20 protein-coding genes, 1 tRNA gene and 3 rRNA genes are annotated in these 22,710 nt (G+C 60.6%); 12 read left to right on the forward strand and 12 right to left on the reverse strand.

Features of this window, described 5'->3' with window-relative positions:
- Nucleotides 1–45: 45 nt before the first annotated feature.
- From rrf to GCU68_RS14770, 4 genes are all read right to left on the reverse strand, one after another.
- Nucleotides 46–167: ribosomal RNA gene (rrf, locus tag GCU68_RS14755) — 5S ribosomal RNA — on the reverse strand.
- A gap of 123 nt (nucleotides 168–290) precedes the next feature.
- Nucleotides 291–3,206, reverse strand: a 23S ribosomal RNA gene (locus tag GCU68_RS14760).
- Between the two features lie 224 nt (nucleotides 3,207–3,430).
- A tRNA-Ala gene (locus GCU68_RS14765) sits at nucleotides 3,431–3,502 on the reverse strand.
- A 134-nt stretch (nucleotides 3,503–3,636) separates the two neighbouring features.
- A 16S ribosomal RNA gene (locus tag GCU68_RS14770) occupies nucleotides 3,637–5,107 on the reverse strand.
- Together the 16S, 23S and 5S rRNA genes with 1 tRNA gene alongside form the textbook arrangement of a ribosomal RNA operon.
- A 509-nt stretch (nucleotides 5,108–5,616) precedes the next feature.
- Here GCU68_RS14770 and GCU68_RS14775 point away from each other — a divergent pair.
- The 4 genes from GCU68_RS14775 (at nucleotide 5,617) to GCU68_RS14790 (ending at nucleotide 8,059) form a co-directional block, all read left to right on the forward strand.
- Nucleotides 5,617–5,838: a hypothetical protein gene (locus GCU68_RS14775; RefSeq protein ID WP_152942865.1), complete on the forward strand. Its 222-nt coding sequence runs from the start codon at nucleotides 5,617–5,619 to the stop codon at nucleotides 5,836–5,838.
- Between the two features lie 59 nt (nucleotides 5,839–5,897).
- Nucleotides 5,898–7,205 (forward strand): histidinol dehydrogenase, encoded by a 1,308-nt coding sequence (gene hisD, locus GCU68_RS14780; RefSeq protein ID WP_152942867.1) that lies wholly within the window; start codon nucleotides 5,898–5,900, stop codon nucleotides 7,203–7,205.
- A 77-nt stretch (nucleotides 7,206–7,282) separates the two neighbouring features.
- A complete protein-coding gene (locus tag GCU68_RS14785; protein ID WP_152942869.1) occupies nucleotides 7,283–7,531 on the forward strand; it encodes a hypothetical protein in 249 nt (82 codons plus the stop codon).
- Between the two features lie 153 nt (nucleotides 7,532–7,684).
- The gene (locus GCU68_RS14790) at nucleotides 7,685–8,059 is read left to right on the forward strand and encodes a HesB/IscA family protein (protein WP_152942871.1); all 375 of its coding nucleotides are present in this window, start codon (nucleotides 7,685–7,687) and stop codon (nucleotides 8,057–8,059) included.
- A 109-nt stretch (nucleotides 8,060–8,168) separates the two neighbouring features.
- Here GCU68_RS14790 and GCU68_RS14795 read toward each other — a convergent pair whose 3' ends face one another.
- Nucleotides 8,169–8,369, reverse strand: a complete 201-nt coding sequence (locus tag GCU68_RS14795; protein WP_152942873.1) for a dodecin — start codon at nucleotides 8,367–8,369, stop codon at nucleotides 8,169–8,171.
- 563 nt (nucleotides 8,370–8,932) lie between these two features.
- Here GCU68_RS14795 and GCU68_RS14800 point away from each other — a divergent pair.
- A complete protein-coding gene (locus GCU68_RS14800) occupies nucleotides 8,933–9,181 on the forward strand; it encodes a hypothetical protein (RefSeq protein ID WP_227014871.1) in 249 nt (82 codons plus the stop codon).
- 181 nt (nucleotides 9,182–9,362) lie between these two features.
- Here the strand turns inward: GCU68_RS14800 and GCU68_RS14805 are convergent, their stop codons facing one another.
- The 3 genes from GCU68_RS14805 to GCU68_RS14815 are packed head-to-tail and all read right to left on the reverse strand — an operon-like array spanning nucleotide 9,363 to nucleotide 11,699.
- A complete protein-coding gene (locus GCU68_RS14805) occupies nucleotides 9,363–10,031 on the reverse strand; it encodes a hypothetical protein (RefSeq protein ID WP_152942876.1) in 669 nt (222 codons plus the stop codon).
- Nucleotides 10,024–10,641 carry a hypothetical protein gene (locus tag GCU68_RS14810; protein WP_152942878.1) on the reverse strand — a complete coding sequence of 206 codons (618 nt, stop codon included), beginning with the start codon at nucleotides 10,639–10,641 and terminating at the stop codon, nucleotides 10,024–10,026. The genes GCU68_RS14805 and GCU68_RS14810 overlap by 8 nt, the downstream gene beginning before the upstream one ends.
- A 56-nt stretch (nucleotides 10,642–10,697) precedes the next feature.
- Nucleotides 10,698–11,699, reverse strand: coding sequence for a metal-dependent hydrolase (locus GCU68_RS14815; protein WP_152942880.1), 1,002 nt, complete (start codon nucleotides 11,697–11,699; stop codon nucleotides 10,698–10,700).
- A 135-nt stretch (nucleotides 11,700–11,834) separates the two neighbouring features.
- Here GCU68_RS14815 and GCU68_RS14820 point away from each other — a divergent pair, with 135 nt between their 5' ends.
- Nucleotides 11,835–13,052 (forward strand): pyridoxal-phosphate-dependent aminotransferase family protein, encoded by a 1,218-nt coding sequence (locus GCU68_RS14820; RefSeq protein WP_152942882.1) that lies wholly within the window; start codon nucleotides 11,835–11,837, stop codon nucleotides 13,050–13,052.
- Between the two features lie 145 nt (nucleotides 13,053–13,197).
- Here the strand turns inward: GCU68_RS14820 and GCU68_RS14825 are convergent, their stop codons facing one another.
- Complete coding sequence (locus GCU68_RS14825; RefSeq protein ID WP_152943740.1) at nucleotides 13,198–13,503, reverse strand: DUF7116 family protein; 306 nt, start codon at nucleotides 13,501–13,503, stop codon at nucleotides 13,198–13,200.
- Nucleotides 13,504–13,724: 221 nt separating this feature from the next.
- Nucleotides 13,725–13,961, reverse strand: a complete 237-nt coding sequence (locus GCU68_RS14830; RefSeq protein ID WP_152942884.1) for a DUF5816 domain-containing protein — start codon at nucleotides 13,959–13,961, stop codon at nucleotides 13,725–13,727.
- Between the two features lie 155 nt (nucleotides 13,962–14,116).
- On the opposite strand from GCU68_RS14830, the gene GCU68_RS14835 reads away from it, so the two are divergent.
- Nucleotides 14,117–14,527 carry a universal stress protein gene (locus GCU68_RS14835; RefSeq protein WP_152942886.1) on the forward strand — a complete coding sequence of 137 codons (411 nt, stop codon included), beginning with the start codon at nucleotides 14,117–14,119 and terminating at the stop codon, nucleotides 14,525–14,527.
- Nucleotides 14,528–14,539: 12 nt separating this feature from the next.
- Here GCU68_RS14835 and GCU68_RS14840 read toward each other — a convergent pair whose 3' ends face one another.
- Both GCU68_RS14840 and GCU68_RS14845 read right to left on the reverse strand, forming a co-directional pair.
- Nucleotides 14,540–14,983: a universal stress protein gene (locus tag GCU68_RS14840; protein WP_152942888.1), complete on the reverse strand. Its 444-nt coding sequence runs from the start codon at nucleotides 14,981–14,983 to the stop codon at nucleotides 14,540–14,542.
- A 128-nt stretch (nucleotides 14,984–15,111) separates the two neighbouring features.
- Nucleotides 15,112–16,119, reverse strand: a complete 1,008-nt coding sequence (locus GCU68_RS14845) for a mechanosensitive ion channel family protein (protein ID WP_152942890.1) — start codon at nucleotides 16,117–16,119, stop codon at nucleotides 15,112–15,114.
- A gap of 161 nt (nucleotides 16,120–16,280) precedes the next feature.
- Between GCU68_RS14845 and trmB the strand changes: the two genes are divergently transcribed.
- The 5 genes from trmB to GCU68_RS14870 all read left to right on the forward strand — a co-directional run bounded on the left by trmB (nucleotide 16,281) and on the right by GCU68_RS14870 (nucleotide 22,559).
- Nucleotides 16,281–17,348, forward strand: a complete 1,068-nt coding sequence (gene trmB / locus GCU68_RS14850; protein WP_152942892.1) for an HTH-type sugar sensing transcriptional regulator TrmB — start codon at nucleotides 16,281–16,283, stop codon at nucleotides 17,346–17,348.
- A gap of 385 nt (nucleotides 17,349–17,733) precedes the next feature.
- Nucleotides 17,734–19,191, forward strand: coding sequence for an extracellular solute-binding protein (locus tag GCU68_RS14855; RefSeq protein WP_152942894.1), 1,458 nt, complete (start codon nucleotides 17,734–17,736; stop codon nucleotides 19,189–19,191).
- Nucleotides 19,192–20,235, forward strand: a complete 1,044-nt coding sequence (locus GCU68_RS14860; RefSeq protein ID WP_152942895.1) for a carbohydrate ABC transporter permease — start codon at nucleotides 19,192–19,194, stop codon at nucleotides 20,233–20,235.
- A complete protein-coding gene (locus tag GCU68_RS14865) occupies nucleotides 20,235–21,362 on the forward strand; it encodes a carbohydrate ABC transporter permease (RefSeq protein ID WP_193565056.1) in 1,128 nt (375 codons plus the stop codon). Before GCU68_RS14860 ends, GCU68_RS14865 begins: the two co-directional genes overlap by 1 nt.
- A 9-nt stretch (nucleotides 21,363–21,371) precedes the next feature.
- On the forward strand, nucleotides 21,372–22,559 hold the full coding sequence (locus GCU68_RS14870) for an ABC transporter ATP-binding protein (protein ID WP_152942896.1): 1,188 nt from the start codon (nucleotides 21,372–21,374) through the stop codon (nucleotides 22,557–22,559).
- Nucleotides 22,560–22,710 lie beyond the last annotated feature (151 nt).

Raw genomic sequence — 22,710 nt, forward strand, 5'->3', positions numbered from 1 at the left:
CCAGCCAGCCACAGCTGTGGCTCGTTGGGGTAACTGAAGTATGAATGGAGGCGGCGAAACGAGTTTCCCAGAGGCTCGCGCACTCCAGTACTCACCGTAACGCAGGCGGGCTTATCTTCCGTGTTCGGGATGGGTACGGGAGGAACCCCGCCGCTGTGGCCGCCGTAACGCCGATCAACGGAATCGAACCGTCGTCACACCAGTATCGGTGGTCTCCGACCGTGTGTATGTGTAGTCCAGTTTGCGTCCGGACCCGTTCACGCGTCACGGATCCAATGCGATGTAATATGATTGTGTGGCTTGGCCGATTAGTGCTCGCGGACTCAACGCCTCGTTGCCTTGGCGCGTACATCCCGAGTCTATCGATCTCGTCTTCTACGAGTGGCCTTGATGGTATCTCTTTTTCAAGTGGGTTTCGAGCTTAGATGCGTTCAGCTCTTACCCCGTGGTGCGTGGCTGCCCGGCACGTGCTCTTTCGAACAACCGGTACACCAGTGGCACCCATTCGTAGTTCCTCTCGTACTATACGAACGTTCTCGTCAGATACCGCACACCCCCAATAGATAGCAGCCGACCTGTCTCACGACGGTCTAAACCCAGCTCACGACCTCCTTTAATAGGCGAACAACCTCACCCTTGCCCGCTTCTGCACGGGCAGGATGGAGGGAACCGACATCGAGGTAGCAAGCCACCCGGTCGATATGTGCTCTTGCGGGTGACGACTCTGTTATCCCTAAGGTAGCTTTTCTGTCAGCAATTGGCCGCATCAAGCAGCCGAATTGGTTCGCTAGACCACGCTTTCGCGTCAGCGTCCGTCGTTGTGCCGGACACTGTCAGACTTCCTTTTGCTCTTGCGCTCTTCCTCGGGTCTCCGACCCGAGTGAGGAAATCTTGGGGCGCGCTCGATATCTTTTCAAGCGCGTACCGCCCCAGTCAAACTGCCCGCTACCATGTCCTCCGCCAGGAGTGAGAGTCGCAGTCACCATCGGGTAGTATTTCAATGCTGGCTCGGTGGCCCGCTAGCGCGGGTACCTGTGTAACGCCTCCTACCTATGCTGCCAATGGCGACCACGTCTCAGTGACAGCCTGCAGTAAAGCTCTATAGGGTCTTCGCTTCCCCTTGGGGTCTCCAGACTCCGCACTGGAACGTACAGTTCACCGGCCCAACGTTGGACAGTGGCGCTCTCGTTGATCCATTCATGCAAGCCGCTACTAAAGCGGCAAGGTACTACGCTACCTTAAGAGGGTCATAGTTACCCCCGCCGTTAACGGGTCCTTCGTCCCCTTGTAAGGGGTGTTCAGATACCCGCACTGGGCAGGATTCAGTGACCGTACGAGTCCTTACGGATTTGCGGTCACCTATGTTGTTACTAGAGACAGTCGGAGCGCCCGAGTCACTGCGACCTGCCTCTTCGCGAGGCAGGCATCCCTTATTGCGAACGTACGGGACTAACTTGCCGAATTCCCTAACGTCGGTTGCTCCCGACAGACCTTGGCTTTCGCCGCCACGAGTACCTGTGTCGGATCTCGGTACGGACAGTGTGCTCACCTTTTCACGGGCTCTAGGTTGACCTGACTTGCGCTATCCTGTCATTCGGTCGCTTCGTGCCATTACGGCTTCCACGAACTTCGACAGTTCGACTGGGCGAAAGCCCGCTCAGGCGGCCCCAAAGCGTCGGCTTTGAGTGCACACTGGCATAGGAATATTAACCTATTTCCCTGTTGTCAGCTTCGACTTACGGGCTGACTTAGGACCGGCTAACCCTCAGCTGATCAGCATTGCTGAGGAACCCTTACTCGTTCGGCCGTCGGGGTTCTAACCCGACTAACGCTGCTACTATGACCAGGATTTTCGTTACTGCACGGTCCACATGATCTCTCGACCATGCTTCCGCCCGAACAGCACGCCAACCTACGGAATCATCCTCTTACGGATGCCGCTAGGTCTCGGTGGTGGACTTGAGCCCCGATCATTTTGGGCGCCTCAAACCTCGGCCGGTAAGCTGTTACGCTTTTCTTAGAGGGTAGCTGCTTCTAAGCTCACCTCCCGGCTGTCTAGGGCTTGAGACCACCTTCGATCGCACTTAGTCCACACTTGGGGACCTTAACCCAGCTCTGGGTTGTCTCCCTCACGGTACACAGGCTTACCCCGCGCACCGGACTCCCTGCGTCAAACGACGTTCGTAGGTTTGGAGTTGGACAGGGGGGCGCACTCCTCTCGGAGTGCGGTCCCCCAATCCGTTGCTCTACCCCACGAACTACCTCGGCAGAGGTCATGCTTCGACATGTTTCGGTTGGAACCAGCTGTTTCCGGACTCGATGGGCCTTTCACCCCTAGACGTAGATCACGAGAGGGTATTGTAGGACACCAACTCTAACAGGCCTCCACGTGCCTTTCGGCACGCTTCACCTTGTCCACGCCTAGATCGTCCGGTTTCGGGTCGTGCCCGTTTGACTCCCCGCGCTTGAACACGGTGACCCTCGTCGTAAGACTGCGGTCGTATCGGTTTCCCTGCGCCTTCCCCGATGATCGGGTTAGACTCGTCAAACAGGCACACTCCCTGGTTCGTTTTTCAAAACGTACGACAGAACACCGGCTTCCCGTATGGCTTACTACAGGCTCGCGCCTGATTCATTCGATACGGGACCTTTCGTGCCCTGTCGCTCTATCGCCAACTGATTTCACGCCCTATTGCACCTCCCTTTGTGGGGTGCTTTTCAGCGTTCGTTCACACTACTTGTTCGCTATCGGTCTTGAGGAGTGTTTAGTCTTCGCGGTCGATGCCCGCGATCTTCACGAGGGATATCCAACCCCCGATACTCTGGAACTGACTCGTTCCGTACTCGACGACCTTACGGGACTGTCACCCTGTCTCGTGCTCTATTCCAAGAGACTTCGTGTCGTTTTTCGGGAAGTGATCGTCAGTCCGAACACCACATTGCCCGTAAGGGCTTCGGTTTGGACTGCGTCGCGTTCATTCGCCATTACTTACGACATCACGATTACGTTTTCTTTTCCTGTCGATACTAAGATGTTTCAATTCTCGACGTTCCCCATTGCGCGAAGCAATTGCGGTGGGGATTCCCATTCGGAGATCCCAAGTTCTTCGCCTCCGTGCGGCTCCCTTGGGCTTATCGCAGCTTGGCACGTCCGTCTTCAGCTCTCAAGCCGAGCGATCCACCAGCTGGCACAGTAGCCACGTTCATCGGATCGGCGTTGCGACAGAGTCGCAACATCGTGACCCGGGAACGGGTCCAGTGGACGCCTGGACTACACGTACACACGGTCGCATCTGCACGCCGGTAGACGGCCGGCCTGCATTGACCCTTCCCACTCACACTTGCGCGGAGTGGTGCATCAGTTCAGTCGTACTCAATCATCCCTTCGTCTCCCACTTAAGGGGAGCGATTCGATGATTGGTACGAGTCATGGACCCACAGGGATTCGAACCCTGGGCATCCTCCTTGCAAAGGAGGCACTCTACCACTGAGCTATGGGCCCATGTCCGCCCAGATGGGCGGACAGAGACATATGTGTTAGCCTCGGTAGTTCTGAGGTGCCCGATCGGCCGCGCGATGGGTCGATCGAACGTGAAAATCGCTGGTGGGTCAGGACAGCGTCCTGATCCCGGTCTGTGGAGGTGATCCAGCCGCAGATTCCCCTACGGCTACCTTGTTACGACTTAAGCCCCCTTGCGAAGCCCAGATTCGACCCGGAAACCGGGCCTCATCCGGACCTCACTCGGGTGCTTTGACGGGCGGTGTGTGCAAGGAGCAGGGACGTATTCACCGCGCCCTTCTGAGGCGCGATTACTACCGAATCCAGCTTCATGAGGGCGAGTTTCAGCCCTCAATCCGAACTACGACCAAGTTTCGGAGATTAGCGTCCCCTTTCGGGGTTGCATCCCACTGTCTTGGCCATTGTAGCCCGCGTGTCGCCCAGCACATTCGGGGCATACTGACCTACCGTTGCCCGTTCCTTCCTCCAGTTTGGCACTGGCAGTCTCCCTAATGTACCCAGCTACCACAAGGGTACTGCTGGCAATTAGGCATGCGGGTCTCGCTCGTTGCCTGACTTAACAGGACGCCTCACGGTACGAGCTGACGGCGGCCATGCACCTCCTCTCAATGGCTCAGGTAAGCTCATCACACTGACCGTCACTGCACATTGTCGATGCTGGTGAGATGTCCGGCGTTGAGTCCAATTAAACCGCAGGCTCCTCCGGTTGTAGTGCTCCCCCGCCAATTCCTTTAAGTTTCATCCTTGCGGACGTACTTCCCAGGCGGTCTGCTTCACGGCTTCCCTACGGCACATCACAAACTCGTAGTTTGTGACACACCTAGCAGACATCGTTTACAGCTCGGACTACCCGGGTATCTAATCCGGTTCGTGACCCGAGCTTTCGTCCCTCACCGTCGGATCCGTCTTCCAGAGGCGCTTTCGCCACCGGCGGTCCGTCCAGGATTACGGGATTTCACTCCTACCCCAGACGTACCCCTCTGGTCTTCCGGTCCCAAGCCGCAGTTTCCACCGGACGCCCGCACGTTAGGCGTGCGGATTTCCCGATAGACTTGCGCGGCCAGCTACGGACGCTTTAGGCCCAATAATAGCGGTCATCACTCGTGCTGCCGGTATTACCGCGGCGGCTGGCACCGGTCTTGCCCAGCACTTATTCTGTAACCTTCCTACGGTTACAAAAAGCGAGGACTATATGCCCTCGCACTCGGAGTCCCCTTATCGCACTGGCGTGCAGTGTAAAGGTTTCGCGCCTGCTGCGCCCCGTAGGGCCCGGTATCTTGTCTCAGATACCGTCTCCAGGCTCTTGCTCTCACAACCCGTACCGATTATTGGCACGGTGGGCCGTTACCCCACCGTCTACCTAATCGGCCGCAGCCACATCCTATGGCGCCGGAGCGTTTCTGATTCTCTGCAGTTCCAGCCTGAGAATCGTATTCCGGATTAGTCTCAGTTTCCCGAGGGTATCCGGATCCATAGGGTAGTTTGACCACGTGTTACTGAGCTATCTGCTACGAGTACGAACTCGTACAACTAGCATGGCTAAATCGGACTCCAATAGCAATGACCTCCGGCAGGATCAACCGGAATGCTATATACTCCCAACCATTGTTGGGAGGGTTCTTGGCGGTGAATGTTAAGATACACACTCACACATAAATGGGTCCACGTTCGGTGACCCTAGATCGTCGACCGATCAGGCGACACCGAACTACCAAGGCTAACATCAGATCCCATCTGTACGGCGGACCGCAGGGGTAGGATCCTCATTTCCTTCGGATCTACTTCTAAGCCACCAGGAGTACATAACCCCTTCGGACTCAAGTGATCCATGCTGACGTGACGCCACGAGTTGAACGCGGCGTCAATCACGTCGTTTGCATTCACATCCGAGTTCCCTTATGTATTTAAGGGCGTCGGATTGGAACGCCACCGGAATCGGCATCCGGCGAAGCGTTCTTCGTATTACTGCAGAAGCGTCGGGTGCATATAAGGGCGTCGTCTCGAACGACTTTTGATCCGTGTTGATCAATGACGGTAGTGAGAGCGTCTGGAATGGTGACCGATACGATTTAGCGACGGCGGACGAACAGGGAGGTATGGACCGAGAGGGGTTCGTCAGGCTCGCGGTCATCGGGATCGGACTCGTCATAGTGAGTTTTTTCGTCCGCGGATTCAGCCAGCTCGCGTTCGGGCGAGGCATCGCGGACTTCCTGCAGGCACCGTTTGCGATCACGGGATTCCTGATCGTCGTCTATCTGTTCATCAGAGCGACACTCGATGCGACGGGGCTCTGGCCCATCGAGAACACCGAGACGTAACCGATCGGCACCGTCGTGGGAAGGAAACCGTTTTTCGAGCACCGACCGAATGGACAGGTATGACAGTAGACGTGCGAGTACTCGCCGATCTCAGGCCCGACGAGCGTGTCGCCTTTTTCGACCGAGATGCCGGCATCGAGGCAGTCAGGGGAGATGTCCGAGAGATCGTCGAGCGGGTCCGAGAGGAAGGTGACGTCGCCGTCCGAGAGTTTACGAGCGAGTTCGACGCCGTCGAACTCGGGAATATTACGATTACGGACGAGTGCGAGCGCGCGTACGACGAACTCGAGGAGACGGATAATGAGTTGGTAGCTGCGATCGAGACCGCGGTCGAAAACGTCACCGAGTTTCACGAGGCACAACTGCCCGCCGATTGGCGTGAAGAGTTCAGCCCCGGCCGGGAACTGGGCCGACGGTTCCGACCACTCGAGCGAGTCGGTGTCTACGTCCCCGGTGGGTCGGCCGCCTATCCCTCGAGTGCGATTATGGGGGTCGTGCCGGCAGTCGTCGCTGGTGTTGAGCACGTCTCGGTCGTGACGCCGCCGGCCGACGAGTTGAATCCGGCAACGCTGGCGGCGATTCACGCCGCCGGTGCGGACGCCGTCTACAGCGTCGGTGGTGCGCAGGCGATCGCTGGACTCGCCTACGGGACCGAGACGATCACGCGCGTCCAGAAGATCGTCGGTCCCGGAAACAAGTGGGTAACGGCAGCCAAAGCCGAGGTTCGCGGAGACGTCGAAATCGACTTCCTCGCAGGGCCGAGTGAGGTCGTCGTCGTCGCGGATTCGACGGCGGACCCCGAGTACGTTGCATCAGAGGTAGTCGCACAAGCCGAACACGACCCCAACACGTCGGTCGTCGCCGTTACAGACGACGAGGAGACGGCTGAAGCGATCACCACGGCCATCGACGAACAGGTTGCCTCACGCGAGCGCGAAGAAGTGATTCGAGCCGGCCTCGAGAACGACGCAAGCGGCGTCTTGTTGGCCCGGTCGATGAGCGAGGCGATCCTCTTTACCCAGGAGTACGCCCCGGAACACCTCTCGATCATCGCCGAGGATGACGAATCGATTCTCGAGCGAATCGACAGCGCGGGCAGCGTCTTCCTTGGACCGACCACGCCCGTCGCTGCGGGCGATTACGCCAGCGGAACCAATCACGTCCTGCCGACCAACGGCGGGGCGCACGTAACCGGTGGCCTCTCGGTCGAAACGTTCCTTCGGTCGACGACGGTCCAGCGACTCACGCCAGAAGGGTTAGACGCGCTCGGCGACACGATAACGACCCTTGCGGATGCCGAAGGACTCGAGGCGCACGCAGCGAGCGTTCGCCGCCGACTCGAGGATATCGACGGCGACCGGACGTAATCTCGGATTACGAATCGGCCACGCCCCGCACATGACGACCTAGTTTTACGGTAATGGACGCTGGAGTAGTATTCGAGATGTCACGACATGAGCACGAGCGTGACCGCGAGTCGGTCGTCGATCCGACTGAGAGACGTGTGCTCGAGCGAAATTACGATTACGCACAGAAAAACGTCCGACTCCTCTCGATGTGGTACGAGTGCGAGCCGCGACGAATGCTCGAGTTACTGGCGGAACACGACATCGAACTCTCTCGGAACGATGAGCGGCAGTTCGGGACGTACTACCGATCGGTCCAGCGACACGCCAACACGTACGGCGAGTGAGGCGGGCGAGGCGGGATCGGACGTGAATGCGAGTGTGGACTCCGGGCGAGGGAGTCCCCACTGGACAGAAAACGCAAACCGGTCACAAGCCCTCAAGGAGTGGGGGTTCCACGGGCGTCACAGTTAACATCGTTGCGACGGTAACGGATACGTATGAGCACGGACAGTCTGGATGGCGGGAACACAGACACGCGCCCCGAAATCGAAGTGACCGAGACGGCAGCCGAGCAGGCACTCGCGTTGCTCGAGGGCGAAGGACTCGACGCGACCGAGGCAGGGCTTCGGCTGTTCGTTCAGCAGGGCGGCTGTGCAGGGCTGTCGTACGGAATGCGATTCGACGACGCGCCTGACGAAGACGACACGATCTACGAACACCACGACCTGCGCGTCTTCGTCGACCCGGCCAGCCTGAAGTACATCGAGGGAAGTATCCTCGACTACGAGAGCGGACTACAGGCCGAAGGCTTCCACGTGGAAAACCCGAACGTCGTCAGCGAGTGTGGCTGTGGCGAATCGTTCCGAACGTAACTCCTCGTTCTCGCCACCTGTCAACCGAGACTGTCGCTTCGGATTCGTCGGAGACACCACTCCGAGCGCTGATCTTCGGCCGAGCACGCGCTAAAAAAGAGCGGGTCGGTTACTCCTCGAGTTTGAAGGCGACGGTGACCTCCGCCTGGTACTCCCGGTCGTCGGCGCTTGCGACTTCGACGCCGAGTTCGTCGACTTCGATCCAGTGGACGTTCTCGAGGGTCTCTTCGGCACGGTCGATGGCGTCGTCGGCGGCTGCGTCGAAGCTGTCTGGACTTGTTCCGATCAGAGTGATTTTTTTGAATACCATGTGTTTTGATGGGTCTCGTACTGCGTGGCGGTCCGATTCACCCGCTAGCCATGCGGGCCAGCGTCGTGAACGGTGCTGCCCACCGCAGGGACAGTCCCTGTGACTGGGCGCACAGCAGACGACCACGACGGGACGTATCAAAGTACCTCCTGCTGTGGCACCCCACTACCTGCAGAGTGTGCGACTCTCTTCGGGCAGAGAATTCAGCACGTATCTGCTTGCCGGCAGCTGATACCCCCGAAAATGCGTTCTTGTGTGGATCAACCAGTGCGTGTACGGTCAGGCTACGATCTGAGTCGCTGGCCAAATCTCGCTGAACTGGGCAGAACGGATGGATGAATGATACGATCTCGATACGGGTGCATACGTGGAACGGAGGAAAACGTTCACGTGATCAGTAAAGTGTATTAGAATGATCAAAGTGGCTACGGGTGTGAAGAGAGATGAGATGCACAGCTAACAGCAGGGATAGTGTACTTAATCAGCTCGACAAACTGGTCGATCCCATCCAGTTGGACGGGGATGAAACGGGGATAGACGCGTGTATATTTGCCCTGGAAAAGATGGCATCATCGGCCATGAAAGCGGATGCGCTCCGAGACGCCCACCGACTTCATACGCTTCGAGACGAGATCACGCAGGCAGGAACGCAGGGTGGACCTGTTGAGATCCCACCATCGTACGCACTCCGTCTATCAGTGACGCTTCACGAATATCGGGAGAACCTTTGTGAGAGTGACGATATGGAGGGTGCCGAAAGCGTAGCGCAGGTGATTCAGGTAATCGACGGGAAGATCGCTGGCCGTGAGTAACGGTATCCGTGTTCCAACGTGGCGAAAGACTATGCCAGCGCACTCGTTTCTCCGTCGTGTCCCAGCGTAAACTACGCGTCGTCTCCGGACTGGGAGAGAGTAGTCACCGTTCGGTACTGGACGTCGATTCACACCGCCATCGAATCACCGTCGTGTAATACGAAAGACGTCGGTTCGAAGTTCAGTTGTCACGGGAGTCGGCATGCGCCTCGAGCCGGTCGCGAATCGCCCCGGAGACGTCGGTGAGGTAGGCACCGCCCCAGAGTGCGACGACGAGTCCACCGATCAGATCGAACACGAGATCGAGCATCGTGTCGGCGAGTCCGTACTGGGTGAGGACAGCGTCGATACCGAGCGCATCGGCCGATAGTGCGATGGCGAACTCGAGGATCTCCCAGAGGACGCCGAACGCGAGGACAAAAAGCAGGATGAAGACGGCGACGAACCGCTGGGGAAAGTGGATGCCGTCGGCGTGCTCGTCGAGTGCGCGAACGGTGGCATAGCCCACGCCGGCGACCAGCGACGCCGACAGCGCGTGGGTCATGTGATCCCACCACCAGACCTGACTGTAGAGATTCGCAGTGGCACCCGGAAGGCCGACGGTGCCGAAGGCGTGGAGGAACACGGCGGTGGTGATCCACAGGGTGAGACGCGGATCCATCGGGATTCCGTAGTCGCGCTCGAGGATCGGCGGGAGTTGGGTCACAGCCAACGCGACGCCGGTGTTGAGGACGATTCCCGCGTTCCCGCGCTCGAGGCCGACGAACAGCATGCCAACCAGTCCGAGTTCCATGAAATAGGAGAGCTGGCGCTGGCGCTGCTGGGACGGGAGCAACGAGTGGCTACGCATCGTCACTCTCCGCGATCGATGCTCCATCAGCAGGCCGATACGGCTCGGAGCGGCCGAGTCGCCTGAAGTACAGTTCGAACACGACGCCGGCACCGAGACCGGCGACCGCCGAGTAGACGAACTCCCACATCACTGCGTCGTGGTCGGACGGAAACGGGACGCCGAGGAAACCGGCGGCACTCCACCGAAAGAGCGCCCACAGAGCCGCGGCAGCCATCGTCGTGACGGCGACGAAGACGACCGCGAAACTCGGGATCATCCGCACGGTCGTAAACGTCTGCAGTTCGACGGCGACGACGAGTGCGATCGCCGCGACCGAGAGGTACGAGACGAAATCGCCCGTCAACCGGTCGAACTCGAGGGCCATTCCGAGGACGGGCAACGCCGCGAGTACGAGCACTTCCCAGGGGAGCATCGCCAACCACGATCGAACGGCAAGCGGTGGCAACACCACCAGCACGACGAGCGCTGCGGCAAACGTCGTCCAGAGGAGGCCGCCGGTCACGAACTCGCTGAGACCGATCAGCGCGATTGCGACGACCAGCAGCCACGAGAGGACTGCATTGAAGCGATCGTCGGCGATCAGTTTCTCGAGTGGCGTCTGGGACACGTTCGAACATACTAACCGCCGTCACAAAAGCGCCTAGAGAGCGAGTCGCGGAGTCGTCAGGTCGGCACGGCAACGAGATAGACGGCGAGATACGCGAAGAGTGCAATCGTCACAGCCGCGAGTGCCGTAAGCGCGACCTCGAGCGTCGATTCGAAGGCGGGCACCACTCGGGAGCGCAAGCGCGAGCGCGGGCGCACAAGCGAGGCGGTCTCGGGAGCGACGCTACAGAGGAGCCCGACGCCGAGGATGGAGAAGACGAAGTGATAGGAGACCTCGAGCGTCGGCGGCGTCACCGCAAGCGCGGCGACACCGTAGACTGCGCCGACGGCAGCCCGGCGGTCGACGGACGTGAGGATCGAGCGACCGGTAAGCCGGTAGCCGACGGCGAGCGCGAACCAGACGGTCGCGAGTTCGACCGCGAATGCGCCGAGTAAGTGCAGCGTCGGATCCGGGTGGAGGACGAGACGCGACTCGAGGACGGGAGCGCCGAACGGGAAGAGCCAGTCGGGTGGCGAACCGGTCAGGAGGTCGCCCCACGGATGCGACCAGAGACCCCAGAGTGCCGCAATGGCGACCGTCGACGGCGCGAGTCGTGACAGTCGCGCGGTCCCGCGAGTGACGACGATACCGCCGACCGCGAACAGGGCCATGACGAACGCGGCGAGCGGGCCACTCCAGACCAGCGCGACCCCGACGAGCGTCGCGAGGATGGAGAGTCCAGCGATGTGTGCGACTCGAGCGCGTCCGCTCTGACTACGAACGCGAACGGCGAGAAATCCAAACGCCGAGGCAGCGACCGCACCGACGACAAGCGAGTGGGTGACCGACCGGTGTACGACCCGGCTCGCGCCCCAGAAGGCCGCTGGGGCACCGAGGTCGCCGCCGAGCGCCCGCCACTCGAGCAGGCCGACGAGCGCGTACGCGACGTCGAGATCCGGAATCGTGGCGAACGCACCCGCGACAGCACCGACGAGCAAAGCTGGTCGGCGCTCCCAGCCACGCCAGTCGGCGACCAGCGCCGCGACGGCGAACGCGAAGAGCGCATGTCCGACGAACACGATATATCGGATATGTGGTGGCTCAGCTTAAGCGACTCGCAAGAGTGTCAATAACACCCATATACCGGCTTGGGAGGGGCAACTCCATTGGTCGATGTCGGTAGGCATTTGCAAGTGGCAGGCGAGCACACCCGTATGGCTCAGCAACCGTCGACATCGACCGATGCGGATCACGCACCGTCCGTTGACGAACTCACACCACCGGACCGTACCCTGATGGGGCCCGGACCGAGCGACGTGAATCCACGGGTGCTGCGAGCGATGAGCACGCCGCTCATTGGCCATCTCGACCCCTCGTTCGTCGAGATCATGAACGAAGTTCAGGAGCTGTTGCGCTATACGTTCCGGACGGACAACCAGTGGACGATCCCCGTCTCGGGGACCGGATCGGCAGCCATGGAGGCGGCGATCGGCAACGTCATCGAGCCGGGTGAGACGATGCTCGTTCCGACGAACGGCTACTTCGGCGGCCGAATGGCGTCGATGGCTCGTCGTGCGGGCGGCGACGTCGTCGAAGTCGATGCGCCGTGGGGGGAGCCGCTCGATCCGGCCGACGTATCCGATGCGCTCGCCGAACACGATCCCGACGTCTTCGGTTTCGTCCACGCCGAGACGAGTACGGGCGTGCTCCAGCCCGACGTCCCGGAGCTGACCGCCGCCGCACACGACCACGACACGCTCGTGATCGCCGACACCGTCACGTCGCTCGGCGGGGTTGAACTTCGCGTCGACGACTGGGATATCGACGTCGCCTACTCGGGCCCACAGAAGTGTCTCTCCTGTCCGCCGGGTGCGAGCCCGCTGACGCTCTCCGACGAGGCGATGGAGAAAGTCCTCTCCCGCGAGGAAGCCCCTCGCTCGTGGTATCTCGACCTCTCCTTGCTCGAGGGCTACTGGGGCGACGAACGTGCCTACCACCACACGGCACCGATCACGAACGTCTACGCGATCCGTGAAGCGCTGCGACTGGTCGCTGAAGAAGGCATCGAAGAACGCTGGGCACGCCACGAGCGCGTTGCCGGCGCGTTGAAAGCCGGTATGGAAGGACTGGGACTCGAGATGAACGCGCCCGACGAGTACTGGCTGCCGAGTCTCAACGCCGTTCGCGTCCCCGAGGGCGTCGACGACGGCGAAGTCTGTGACGCCCTGCTCGAGCGCTACGACTTAGAGGTCGCAGGCGGTCTTGGCGATCTGGCCGGCGACATCTTCCGGATCGGCTGTATGGGTCACTCCGCACGCCCGAAGAACGTCATTTACGTCGTGACGGCGCTGGGTGACGTCTTAGAATCGATGGGAGCGGACGTCGACCCCGGTGCCGGCGTCTCGGCGGCACGAAACACACTCGAAGAATAAGGCAAGACGCGGTTTTACGGGCGGTACGAGGCGAATACCACGGGGTCGTCCGGAAGATCGAAGATCTTCCGTGATGACGAGACGCCTCCGGCGTCTCGAACCACTTGATCCCGAGCGCGTCACGGCACGAAGCGCTGTTCGGCTGTTATGCCGAGACTCGTGGTCCTGGCGGGGCACGTTCGACCTGATAATCGTCCCCGTCGACGACGATAATCGCCCACTCGTAGGCTGGATTGACACTCTGAAGTGTATTCTCGAGATCATCGGCATCTTCTGGCTGGGCGACGAAACAGTGGAACTGTCCGGATTCACGCGGAAGTTCTCCCGTCTCGAGGACAGTACTGACGTGGACGACTTTCCAGTCACGTTCGGCACGGAACTTCGGACCGTTCCCTTCGACGGTGTACCCGAGCTCTGCGAAGATCGACCTGGCCTGCTCGACGAGTCGCATGTTAACAGGACCCATTCGAAATAAGCGTACGTTGGCCGTCGTTATAAATGTTGGCACGGAACAAAAACTCGCGAGTATGGTCAAAATAGTTGGCACTCAGCAGGGAAAATAAGTTACAATCGGCAGCAATCTCGGGTAGCTGATCCGCGATCGTCAGCACCGATGTTACGCTGTCTTCGTATGGGGTGTGTCAGATGATGGCAACACACGCCGCCGATCCGTCACTCGTGAGCAGCGTCCCACTCGGTCGGCTTTCGGAAGTTCCCGCAGCGATTGCATTTGATGCGTCCCATCGAATCCATCGCGTTGTCGAAACTCTCACAGTTCGTACAGAACCAGCCATACCGCTGAGTCGCGTCTCGAGACTCGTAGGCAACGAGAAATGGGCCCTTAGATCCCGTATCGCCGTCTCGCTCGGACACGTAGACGGTACCATCCTCGGTAGACCGTGGTTGCATGTCCCAGTCTAGCCGCGCTCGCGGTAAATGACTGTCTGTCCGATATCGGCGACGATACGCGTGTTCGACTCGTCCCGGCATGCTATGGTAACCCCTCACAGTCTTGACTGTCCTAACTGAAAGGTTTACCCGGCAGGGTACCGTTCGATTGGGTAATGTCGTTGGTCGTGGTTCCCGTTCGATATCCTTTGTCAAAGCACTCGCGGCGGACGCTCGAGCGGGCGATCGAAGTCGCTCGTGAGCGAGACGCGGCGTTGACGGTTCTTCACGTCGACCTCTATCAGAACGGGAAGAAAGTGACCCGAATCGATCTCAAAAACGCCGTCGAAAACACGTTCGGCCGACTCGAGAACACGCGCTACGTCGTTCGAACCGGGTTTCTAGTCGAGGAAAGCATTCTCGACGAGGTGGCGGCAGAGGATGCCGACGTCGTCGTCATCGGGAACAAACAGGCGAGTCGATTGCGCCGGATCTTCCAGCGGTTTACCGACAACCCGAACATCGACCGGTACCTGCGGACGCACCTCGATTGTGAGGTCATCACGGTCGAAAGTGCACGCTCGTAAGCAGTGCTTACGTTAGGCGTCCGCGCCCGCATCGCGGACGACGAAGACTGGAATCGAAGCGTTGTCGACCACTCGTTCCGAGACGCTGCCCAGTGACGTGACTTTCTCCCGCGGGCTTTTGCCGCGCGTGCCGATTACGATCAGATCGATGTCGTGGTCGTCGGCGTACTCGAGAATAGTCTTCGCCGGCGTCCCTTTCTGAACGTCGCTGACGGTGTCGAGCCCTCGTTGTTCGGCTGCGTCCTCGACAGCAGCGACGGCGTCGTCGCCCTCGGCTTCGAGTGAGTGCTCGAGGTCGGTACTGGTCTCGCCGGTTGCCGCGGCGGTCATCCGGCTATCGACGACGTACAGCGAGTGTACCGTCGCGTCGTTGCTCTCGGCGATGGGCAATCCGTGGGCCAGCGTTTCGGCGATCGTCTCGCTCCCGTCCGTCGGAATGAGGATGTCGTCGTACATCGGTTCGCTACCGGATGCTTGGCGTGGAAGTCGTATAAAACATCACCACAATCCCACGACGTCGAGAGCACGTCGCCTCGAGTCGCGGACAGTGAGACGGCGATCGGTTGCGTCGTCAGGGTCCCCCGTTACTGATCTGGCTGCCTTTCGGTTTCGGCCGCACTCGGTGGGGTGGTCGAGTGAACGTTCGAGTCGGCGTTCGGACGGTCGGCTTCGGGGCCGTTGACGGCCAGTCGGGCGACGCCGCTGGTGTCGTCGAAGACGTGATGACGGCGCGGGTAGGCGAACTCGACGTCGATGTCCGCGAACCGCTGGCGGATCGCCGACTGGACGTCCGACCGAGCGATGGACTGTTTGTAGGGGTGTTTGATCCAGAAGAACAACTCGAGGACGATACCGTTGTCGCCGTACTCGGCGATGTTACAGACCGGTGCAGCGGCGTAACGAGCACTGCCAATGCGGATGTCCGGACCGCCGGAGATGACGGTGTCGATGCTTCTGGCTGCCCGTTCGGCCTGCTTTCGCGCGACCTCGAGGTCGCTGTCGTAGGTAACCTCAAACGTAACCGAGATCCGGGTTCGCTCGTCCTCGGCGGAGTAGTTGACCACGTCTCGTTCGTGAATATCGGCGTTCGGGATGACAATGAACGTGTTCTGGAGCGTGAAGATCTTCGTATAGCGGATCGTGATGTCCTCGACGAATCCCGTGTGACCCTCGTCGGTGATCTCGATCATGTCGCCGATTTCGTAGGGGCGGTCGGCGAGGACGAAAAAGCCGTTGATCAGACTCCCCACGAGCGGGGCGAGAACGACGGCGATCACGGCCGAGATGACGGTCACCGAGAGGAGGATCTGCGTGTCACCAACTCCGAGAATCCACGCGGCGATGACGAACGCGAACAGCAGTGTGGTGATTCTGACGCCACGCAGTACCGTCCGGGTCACGCTGGGCCGGTCGATCCGACGGGCGACCGTCCGACCGGCGATCCGGACGATGAGTTTCGAGAGGTACCACCCGACGACCACGACGAGAGCGGCGAGCACGAGATCGACGGTGAGTTGAGAGACGTCGAACGGAAGTGCGCCCCGGATCTCCTCAGGCGCCTCGCTCTCGTTTACCTGCAGTACCCCGCGCATAGCAAGACACTCTTGCCCGCGGTGGTTAAGCGTTCTGACCGTCCCGTTGGGTCGGTTGAGTCGGGAGCCCACGTGCCGAGATCGAAAACAACCTAATTTCGAAAACAGGTGCTACTCAGTGCATAATAAATCATTTATCCGTCGGGAGCGTACGTGGTCGTATGGCACCAGACGAACTCCGCTCGACCGTCGAGCAGGTCGGGGAGCGGTTCAATCTCGGCGAGTACGAGATCGACGCCTATCTGACCGTCTTAGAACAGGGCCAGCTCACGGCCAGCGAGATCGCCGACCGAACCGACATCCCACAGCCACGGGTCTACGATACGGTGCGTAGTCTGAGCGACCGCGGCCTGGTCGAACTCCGCGAATCCCGCCCGATGAAAGTCGTCGCAATCAATCCGGAAGAGGCCTTCGAGAACGTCCAGACCTCGCTGGCGGAGATGATCGACGAACTCGAGAGTCGCTACACCGCTCCAGCACGCGACACCGAGGCCGTCTCGTTGGTCAAATCCCGCTCGACGATTCTGCGTTACCTCGAGGAAGTCATCGATGACGCCGACTACGAACTGTCACTGTCGCTGACGCCGGATCTGCTGACCCGGTTCGAGGACGACCTGAAAGCGGTCGTCGAGGCGGGCGTCAGCGTCGACCTGATCGTGACGCCGGCAAACGAAGCGCCCGATCCCGACGAGTTCGACTACCGAGCGGTCGCGACGACGGCCCGTGCTCGCCGCGGCATCACGACGCCGGTCATCGCCGTCGCCGACGGAAACTACTCGATGTACGCAACTCAGGATGCGCTGCGCGACGATCAGGATCGATACGGCGTGATCTTCAACCGCTCGGCGCTCGGATTCCTCGTTTCCGGTTTCTTTGGAACCGTTCTCTGGACGACCGCAGAGCAGACGCTCGGCGAGGACGGCAGCGCGCGGACCTACCCGCGCAAGTACGCCTCGATCCGCCGCTGTGTCAAGGACATCATGGAGGAAGGCGGCGAGTTCTACGCGACGATCGAGGGCCGAGACGTCGAAGTCGGCGGCCCACGCGTCGTTCGCGGCCGCATTCTCGACGTCTCCTTCGAAGTGAGCGAGGAGGTCGCGTCGCTCACGCTGGTCAACGACGACGGCGAAGAGGTCACCGTCGGTGGCCGCGTCGCCGCCCTCGAGGACGTCGAAGCTCACGAGATCCACATCGGTCGCCACGAACCGCCGATTCTCGAGGACGAGTGATCGCGTCCCTCGAGCAAAAGCGGCCGGGTTGAATCGACCGGCCAATGTGATCCCAGGCGATCGTGTCGTCTCTCGTATGGCCTGCTGTACCGGTGCAACCGCGACCGTCCTGCGAGTGCATTCAGCACTTGACGGGAGTCCGTATCGCTGCCCCAACATTTTCTCGTTGCCAGCTAATTGTTCGTCTGCAGGCACCTGCCGACCGCGGATTTCAATGACGTATTGGCACCGATAGCGACCCCTATTGATATCGAGTCCGTCTCGCGGGATCGATTCGCGTTTACGAACAAGGGGACCGTAATTCGATCGATATCCGGACATTTACGGTTTATTACATCATTTATTACCAATATATAAGTCCCATGACGTGGACGAGTTACTGGCCATGGGACGTGATACCGCCGGTCGGCGCGACCGTCCTCGCTTCGGACGTCGGTCGTTCCTGAAGACCGCGTCAGTCGCAACCGCAACCGGGACGGTCGCTGTCGCCGGCTGTCTCGGTGGGACCCGAAGCCCGGGAACCGTGGTGATGACGGCTGCAACGGACGTCGAGGGCATTATGTACAGCGACGGTGACGAGCCCTCGGTCCAGCAGGCGCTCTGGGATGCCGGACTCGACGAGGACATTCGCGTCGAGATTCAGACCGTCGTCAGCGACTCCGCAGCACGGATGCAGACCACCCAGTCGGCGCTCGAGGCGGGCCGTTCCCCACCCGACATCCACATGATGGACAGCGGCTGGACGGTTCCGTTCATCCTGCGAAATCAGACGGTCAACCTGAGCGAAGAGTTCTCGGACGAGACGCTTCAGTACGTCAATGATACCTACCTCGAGGCGATCCTCGAGACGGCGCGCGACCCCGAGAGCGGCGATCTCCACGCCCTGCCCCTGTTTCCGGACCTCGGCTTTACCCTGTACCGGCAGGATCTCATCGAGGACGCCGGCTACGATACGAGCGGCTGGGGGACCGATCCGCCGCACTGGGAGGAGTTTTCGGCCGCGGTTCGCGATGCGAGGGACCAAGCCGACCTCAACTACGGGTACACGACGCAGGCGGCCGCCTACGAGGGACTGTCCTGCTGTACGTTCAACGAGGTGATGACCTCGTGGGGCGGGGCGTACTACGGTGGGACCGAGAACCTGTTTACCGCCGGGGAGCGACCGATCACCGTCAACGAGCAGCCGGTCATCGACGCGATCCGGATGATGCGCTCGTTCATCGAGGGAGAGGAGGACAACACTCTCGAGGGGTACACGCAGATCTGTCCGTCGCCGATTGTCCAGTGGACGGAACAACAGTCGCTTAATCCGTTTGCCGGCGGCAACGCCGTCTCGAACCGCAACTGGTCGTATGCCATCGCGGCGACGGGGACGGAGGACGCCTTCGGCGAGGACCTCGGAGTCATGACGGGACCGTACGCGGTCTCCCAGGAGGACGCCGAGTACGAGGGCACCGGCGGCACGACCGCGGCACTTGGCGGCTGGAACCTCGCCGTGAGCCCGTTTTCGAACCGTCAGGAAGAGGCACTGCAGGTGCTCGAAGCCTTTGCCACCGAGGAGGTCATGCTCACCATCTTCGAAGTCGGCGGGTTCCTCCCGCCGAACCTCGAGCTGGTCGCGGAAGCCGATCCGGACGACGTCGGCCCCGTTGCTCGCTACGGCGACGTGGTTCAGTCGGCCAGCGAGAACGCGATCCCGCGGCCGGCGACCGACCTCTGGCCGGAACAGTCGGCGCTGATCTCGCAGTCGGTCAACGCAGCCTACCGCGGCGAGCAAGCGCCCGAGACGGCAATGAACGACCTCGCGAACGAACTCGAGCAGAGCGAAGCGGAGGTACAATAAATGGCAGCTGATACGGATACGGACGGATTGATCGGCGGTGAATCCGAACGGAGACCGGATCGTGAGCGGACGGGCAATGCAGTCATCAACTGGATGGAAGGCCTGAGCGAGGCGGCCTACGCGTACCTGTTGTTGTTGCCGGCCTTTGCGCTGCTGACGCTGATCGCGTTCTATCCGATGGTGCGGACGTTCTTCATGTCGCTTCGCGCAAACCAGACGCGGGGACTGGACCCGCTCGGTGGCTTCGTCGGCATCGAGAACTACGTCGACATCCTCGCCGGGAACGCGCGGCTCGCCCGACAGTTCCTCGACGTGGGGCTGACATCCTCGTTCCCCTTTATCGAGCTCGGTACCCCGTTCTTCCAGCAGGCGCTGTTCGTCACGCTCGCGTTCGCGGTCATCAGCGTCGTCGTCGAGACGGTGATTGGGTTCGGGCAGGCCTACGTCCTCGATCAGGACTTTCGGGGGCGGCGCTGGGTCCGCGTGGCGATCATCCTCCCGTGGGCGGTGCCGATCGTCATTCAGGGGATGATCTTCTTCCTGCTGTTCCAGCCGACGGTCGGGTTCGGCTCCGACCTCATGCAGAGTCTGGGGCTCTTCAGTGCGACGCCGCTGGCCAACAGCCGGGATGCCTTCATCATCATCCTGGTGGCCGACATCTGGAAGTCGTCGGCGTTCATGGCCCTGCTGATCCTCGCGGGGCTCCAGAGCGTCGACCGGAGCCTGTACGACGTCGCCCGCGTCGCCGGGGCCTCGCCATGGCAACGGTTCAAACTGATCACGCTCCCGCTGGTGATGCCGGCTTTGCTGGTCGCAATGTTGTTCCGGACGATGGACGCGATGCGCGTCTTCGGGCTGATCGAGTCAACGGCCGGCTGTACGACCGTGCCCTCGCTGAGCTGCCTCGTCGTCGAGGCGATGTTCGGCGGCACTCGCATCTACGCCACGGCCGCCGCCGTAGCTTTCGCGACGGCACTGGTGATCGGCCTGATCATCGGCGCGTACGTACTGCTCTTCCGCGATACTGAAGGAGGGATGTACTGATGACCGACCCTACAGATTCCACTGAGTCGACCAATCCACCCGATCCGTCAGGCGCTACCGAACCGAACAACACCGGCAACAACAGCGAGACTGGCGAGACCGACAGCGAACTACCGCGAGATATGACGCTCCGCCGACCCGATGGCGGCGAATCAGAGGAGTCGCCCGTGCGCCGCCCTGACGGGGGAACCACGGTCCTCGAGGACGACCGCGACGCGGACCTCGACCGCGGCCCGCTCCAGCAGTGGGTAGCTAGTTCCATCTCCCACCCCGAGCGGGCCTACCGGGCGATGTTCTACGTCGCGGCGATCTTCTTCCTGTTTACGACGCTGTTTCCCTTCTACTGGCTGCTCATGGTCGCGCTGACGCCAGAAGGACAGCTTCAGGACATCGTCTTCACGCCTAACGGCTTCAATCCGGGCGCGTTCGTCGAGGTCTTCGAAGTCATCCCCTTCCACATCTACATGTTCAACAGCTTCGTGATCGCGCTGGCGTCGACGATCGTCGTCCTCGTCATCGCCAGCCTTGCGGGGTATGCCTTCGGCCGCCTCGAGTTCCCCGGCCGGACGCCACTGATGCTTCTGGTGTTGGTGATCTCCTTCTTCCCACCGGCAGCCTTCTTCATCCCGCTGAACGACCTCTTCAACACGTCGTTCGCGATCCTCGAGCCGGTCACCGGTGACGGCACCCTCTACAACACGCCCTTCGCGCTGGTGACCCCGCTATCGGCGATTTTCATGCCGCTGGCGATCTTTATCCTCACGACGTTCTACTCACAGATCCCGGACGGACTCGAAGACGCGGCCCGCGTGGAGGGGACGACCCGACTCGGCGCGCTGTTCAGGGTCATCATCCCGTTGTCGGCCCCCGGCGTCGCGACCGCCGGCGTGCTGACGTTCATCGCGGTCTACAACGAGTTCTTTTTCTCGTTCCTGATGACCGACGGCCAGCCCGAAAACTGGGCGCCGATCCTCGACGGCATCCTCGCCTATCAGGGGCAGTATCAGGTGTTGTACAACCTCATGGCTGCTGCGAGCATCCTCGGGGTGATCCCCGTCGCGATTCTCGTAGTGATCGCACAGGAAAAGATCGTCAGCGGACTGACTGCAGGCGCACTCAAGGAGTAAGACAAGATAATGGCACGAGTACGACTCGAGAACATCACGAAACGGTACGGAGAGGAAACGGCGGTCGACGACATCAGCCTCGAGGTCGAAGACGGCGAGTTCGTCACCTTCGTCGGCCCCTCCGGCTGTGGGAAGTCGACGACGATGGAGACCGTCGCCGGCCTGACCCAGCCGACCGAGGGCCAAGTATACATCGGCGACGACGATGTCACGACCCTCGCACCGAAAGATCGGGGCATCGCAATGGTCTTCCAGAACATCGCTTTGTTCCCCCACATGGACGTCTACGAGAACATCTCCTTCGGGTTGCGGCTCCGGACGTACGATGACGAGGAGGTCCGGCGTCGCGTCGAACAGGCCGCCGATATCGTCCAGCTCGAGGAGATGTTAGACCGGATGCCGGCAGAGATGTCCGGCGGCCAGCAACAGCGGGTCGGCATCGCCCGCGCGATCGTCCGCAACCCGGACGTGTTCCTGATGGACGAACCGCTGGCGAACCTGGACGCGAAGCTACGGGTCCACATGCGCACGGAACTCCAGCGGCTCCATCGGGAACTGGACGCGACGATCATCTACGTCACCCACGATCAAGCCGAGGCGATGACGATGTCTAACCGGATCGCCGTCTTAAACGACGGTAAGCTCCAGCAGATCGCCCCGCCGCTGGTCTGCTACAACGAGCCCAAAAACCGGTTCGTCGCGGGCTTTATTGGCTCCCCATCGATGAACTTCGTCGACGGAACACTCATCGAGAGCGGCCTCGAGACGGACAACTTCACCGTGGATTTCGAACCGTCCCAGATTCCCGGACTGACCGTCGGCGACGACGTCACACTCGGTATCAGACCGGAGGACGTCCACCTGACACGGAACGCCGAATCACTTACCTCGTCGACGGACCCCATCAACGCCCGAACCGACGTTCTCGAGCCGATGGGCGACGAGGTCTTCGTCTACATTCTGCTGTCCGAGGCTGGAGTAAGATCGATGGAACAGGATCCCGCCATGTCGCCGAACCAGTTGCTGATGAGCGTTACCCCGGACACGGAAATCGAGGCAAATCAGGACATCAACGTCGTACTGGACCGATCGAAGATCCACCTCTTCGATACAGCCACTGGCGATGCACTCGTCCACGGTGTCACCGATCTTTCAGAGCAAGAACCCGGAACGACCGCAACGGAAGCGGATAGCTGACTGACCCGGAACCGATCCAATGGGTCCCAGACGGCGTCTCAACGAGTCGGAACCGTCGTCGAGGTCGTTTGGCAACGGACAAAAGACCCTCCAGCCCCCATGATTTAGTATAGCAGTATTAACTGTATCAGCACGATAACGGACACCCTCT

The sequence above is a fragment of the Natronorubrum aibiense genome, from assembly GCF_009392895.1.
Taxonomy (GTDB): Archaea; Halobacteriota; Halobacteria; order Halobacteriales; family Natrialbaceae; genus Natronorubrum; species Natronorubrum aibiense.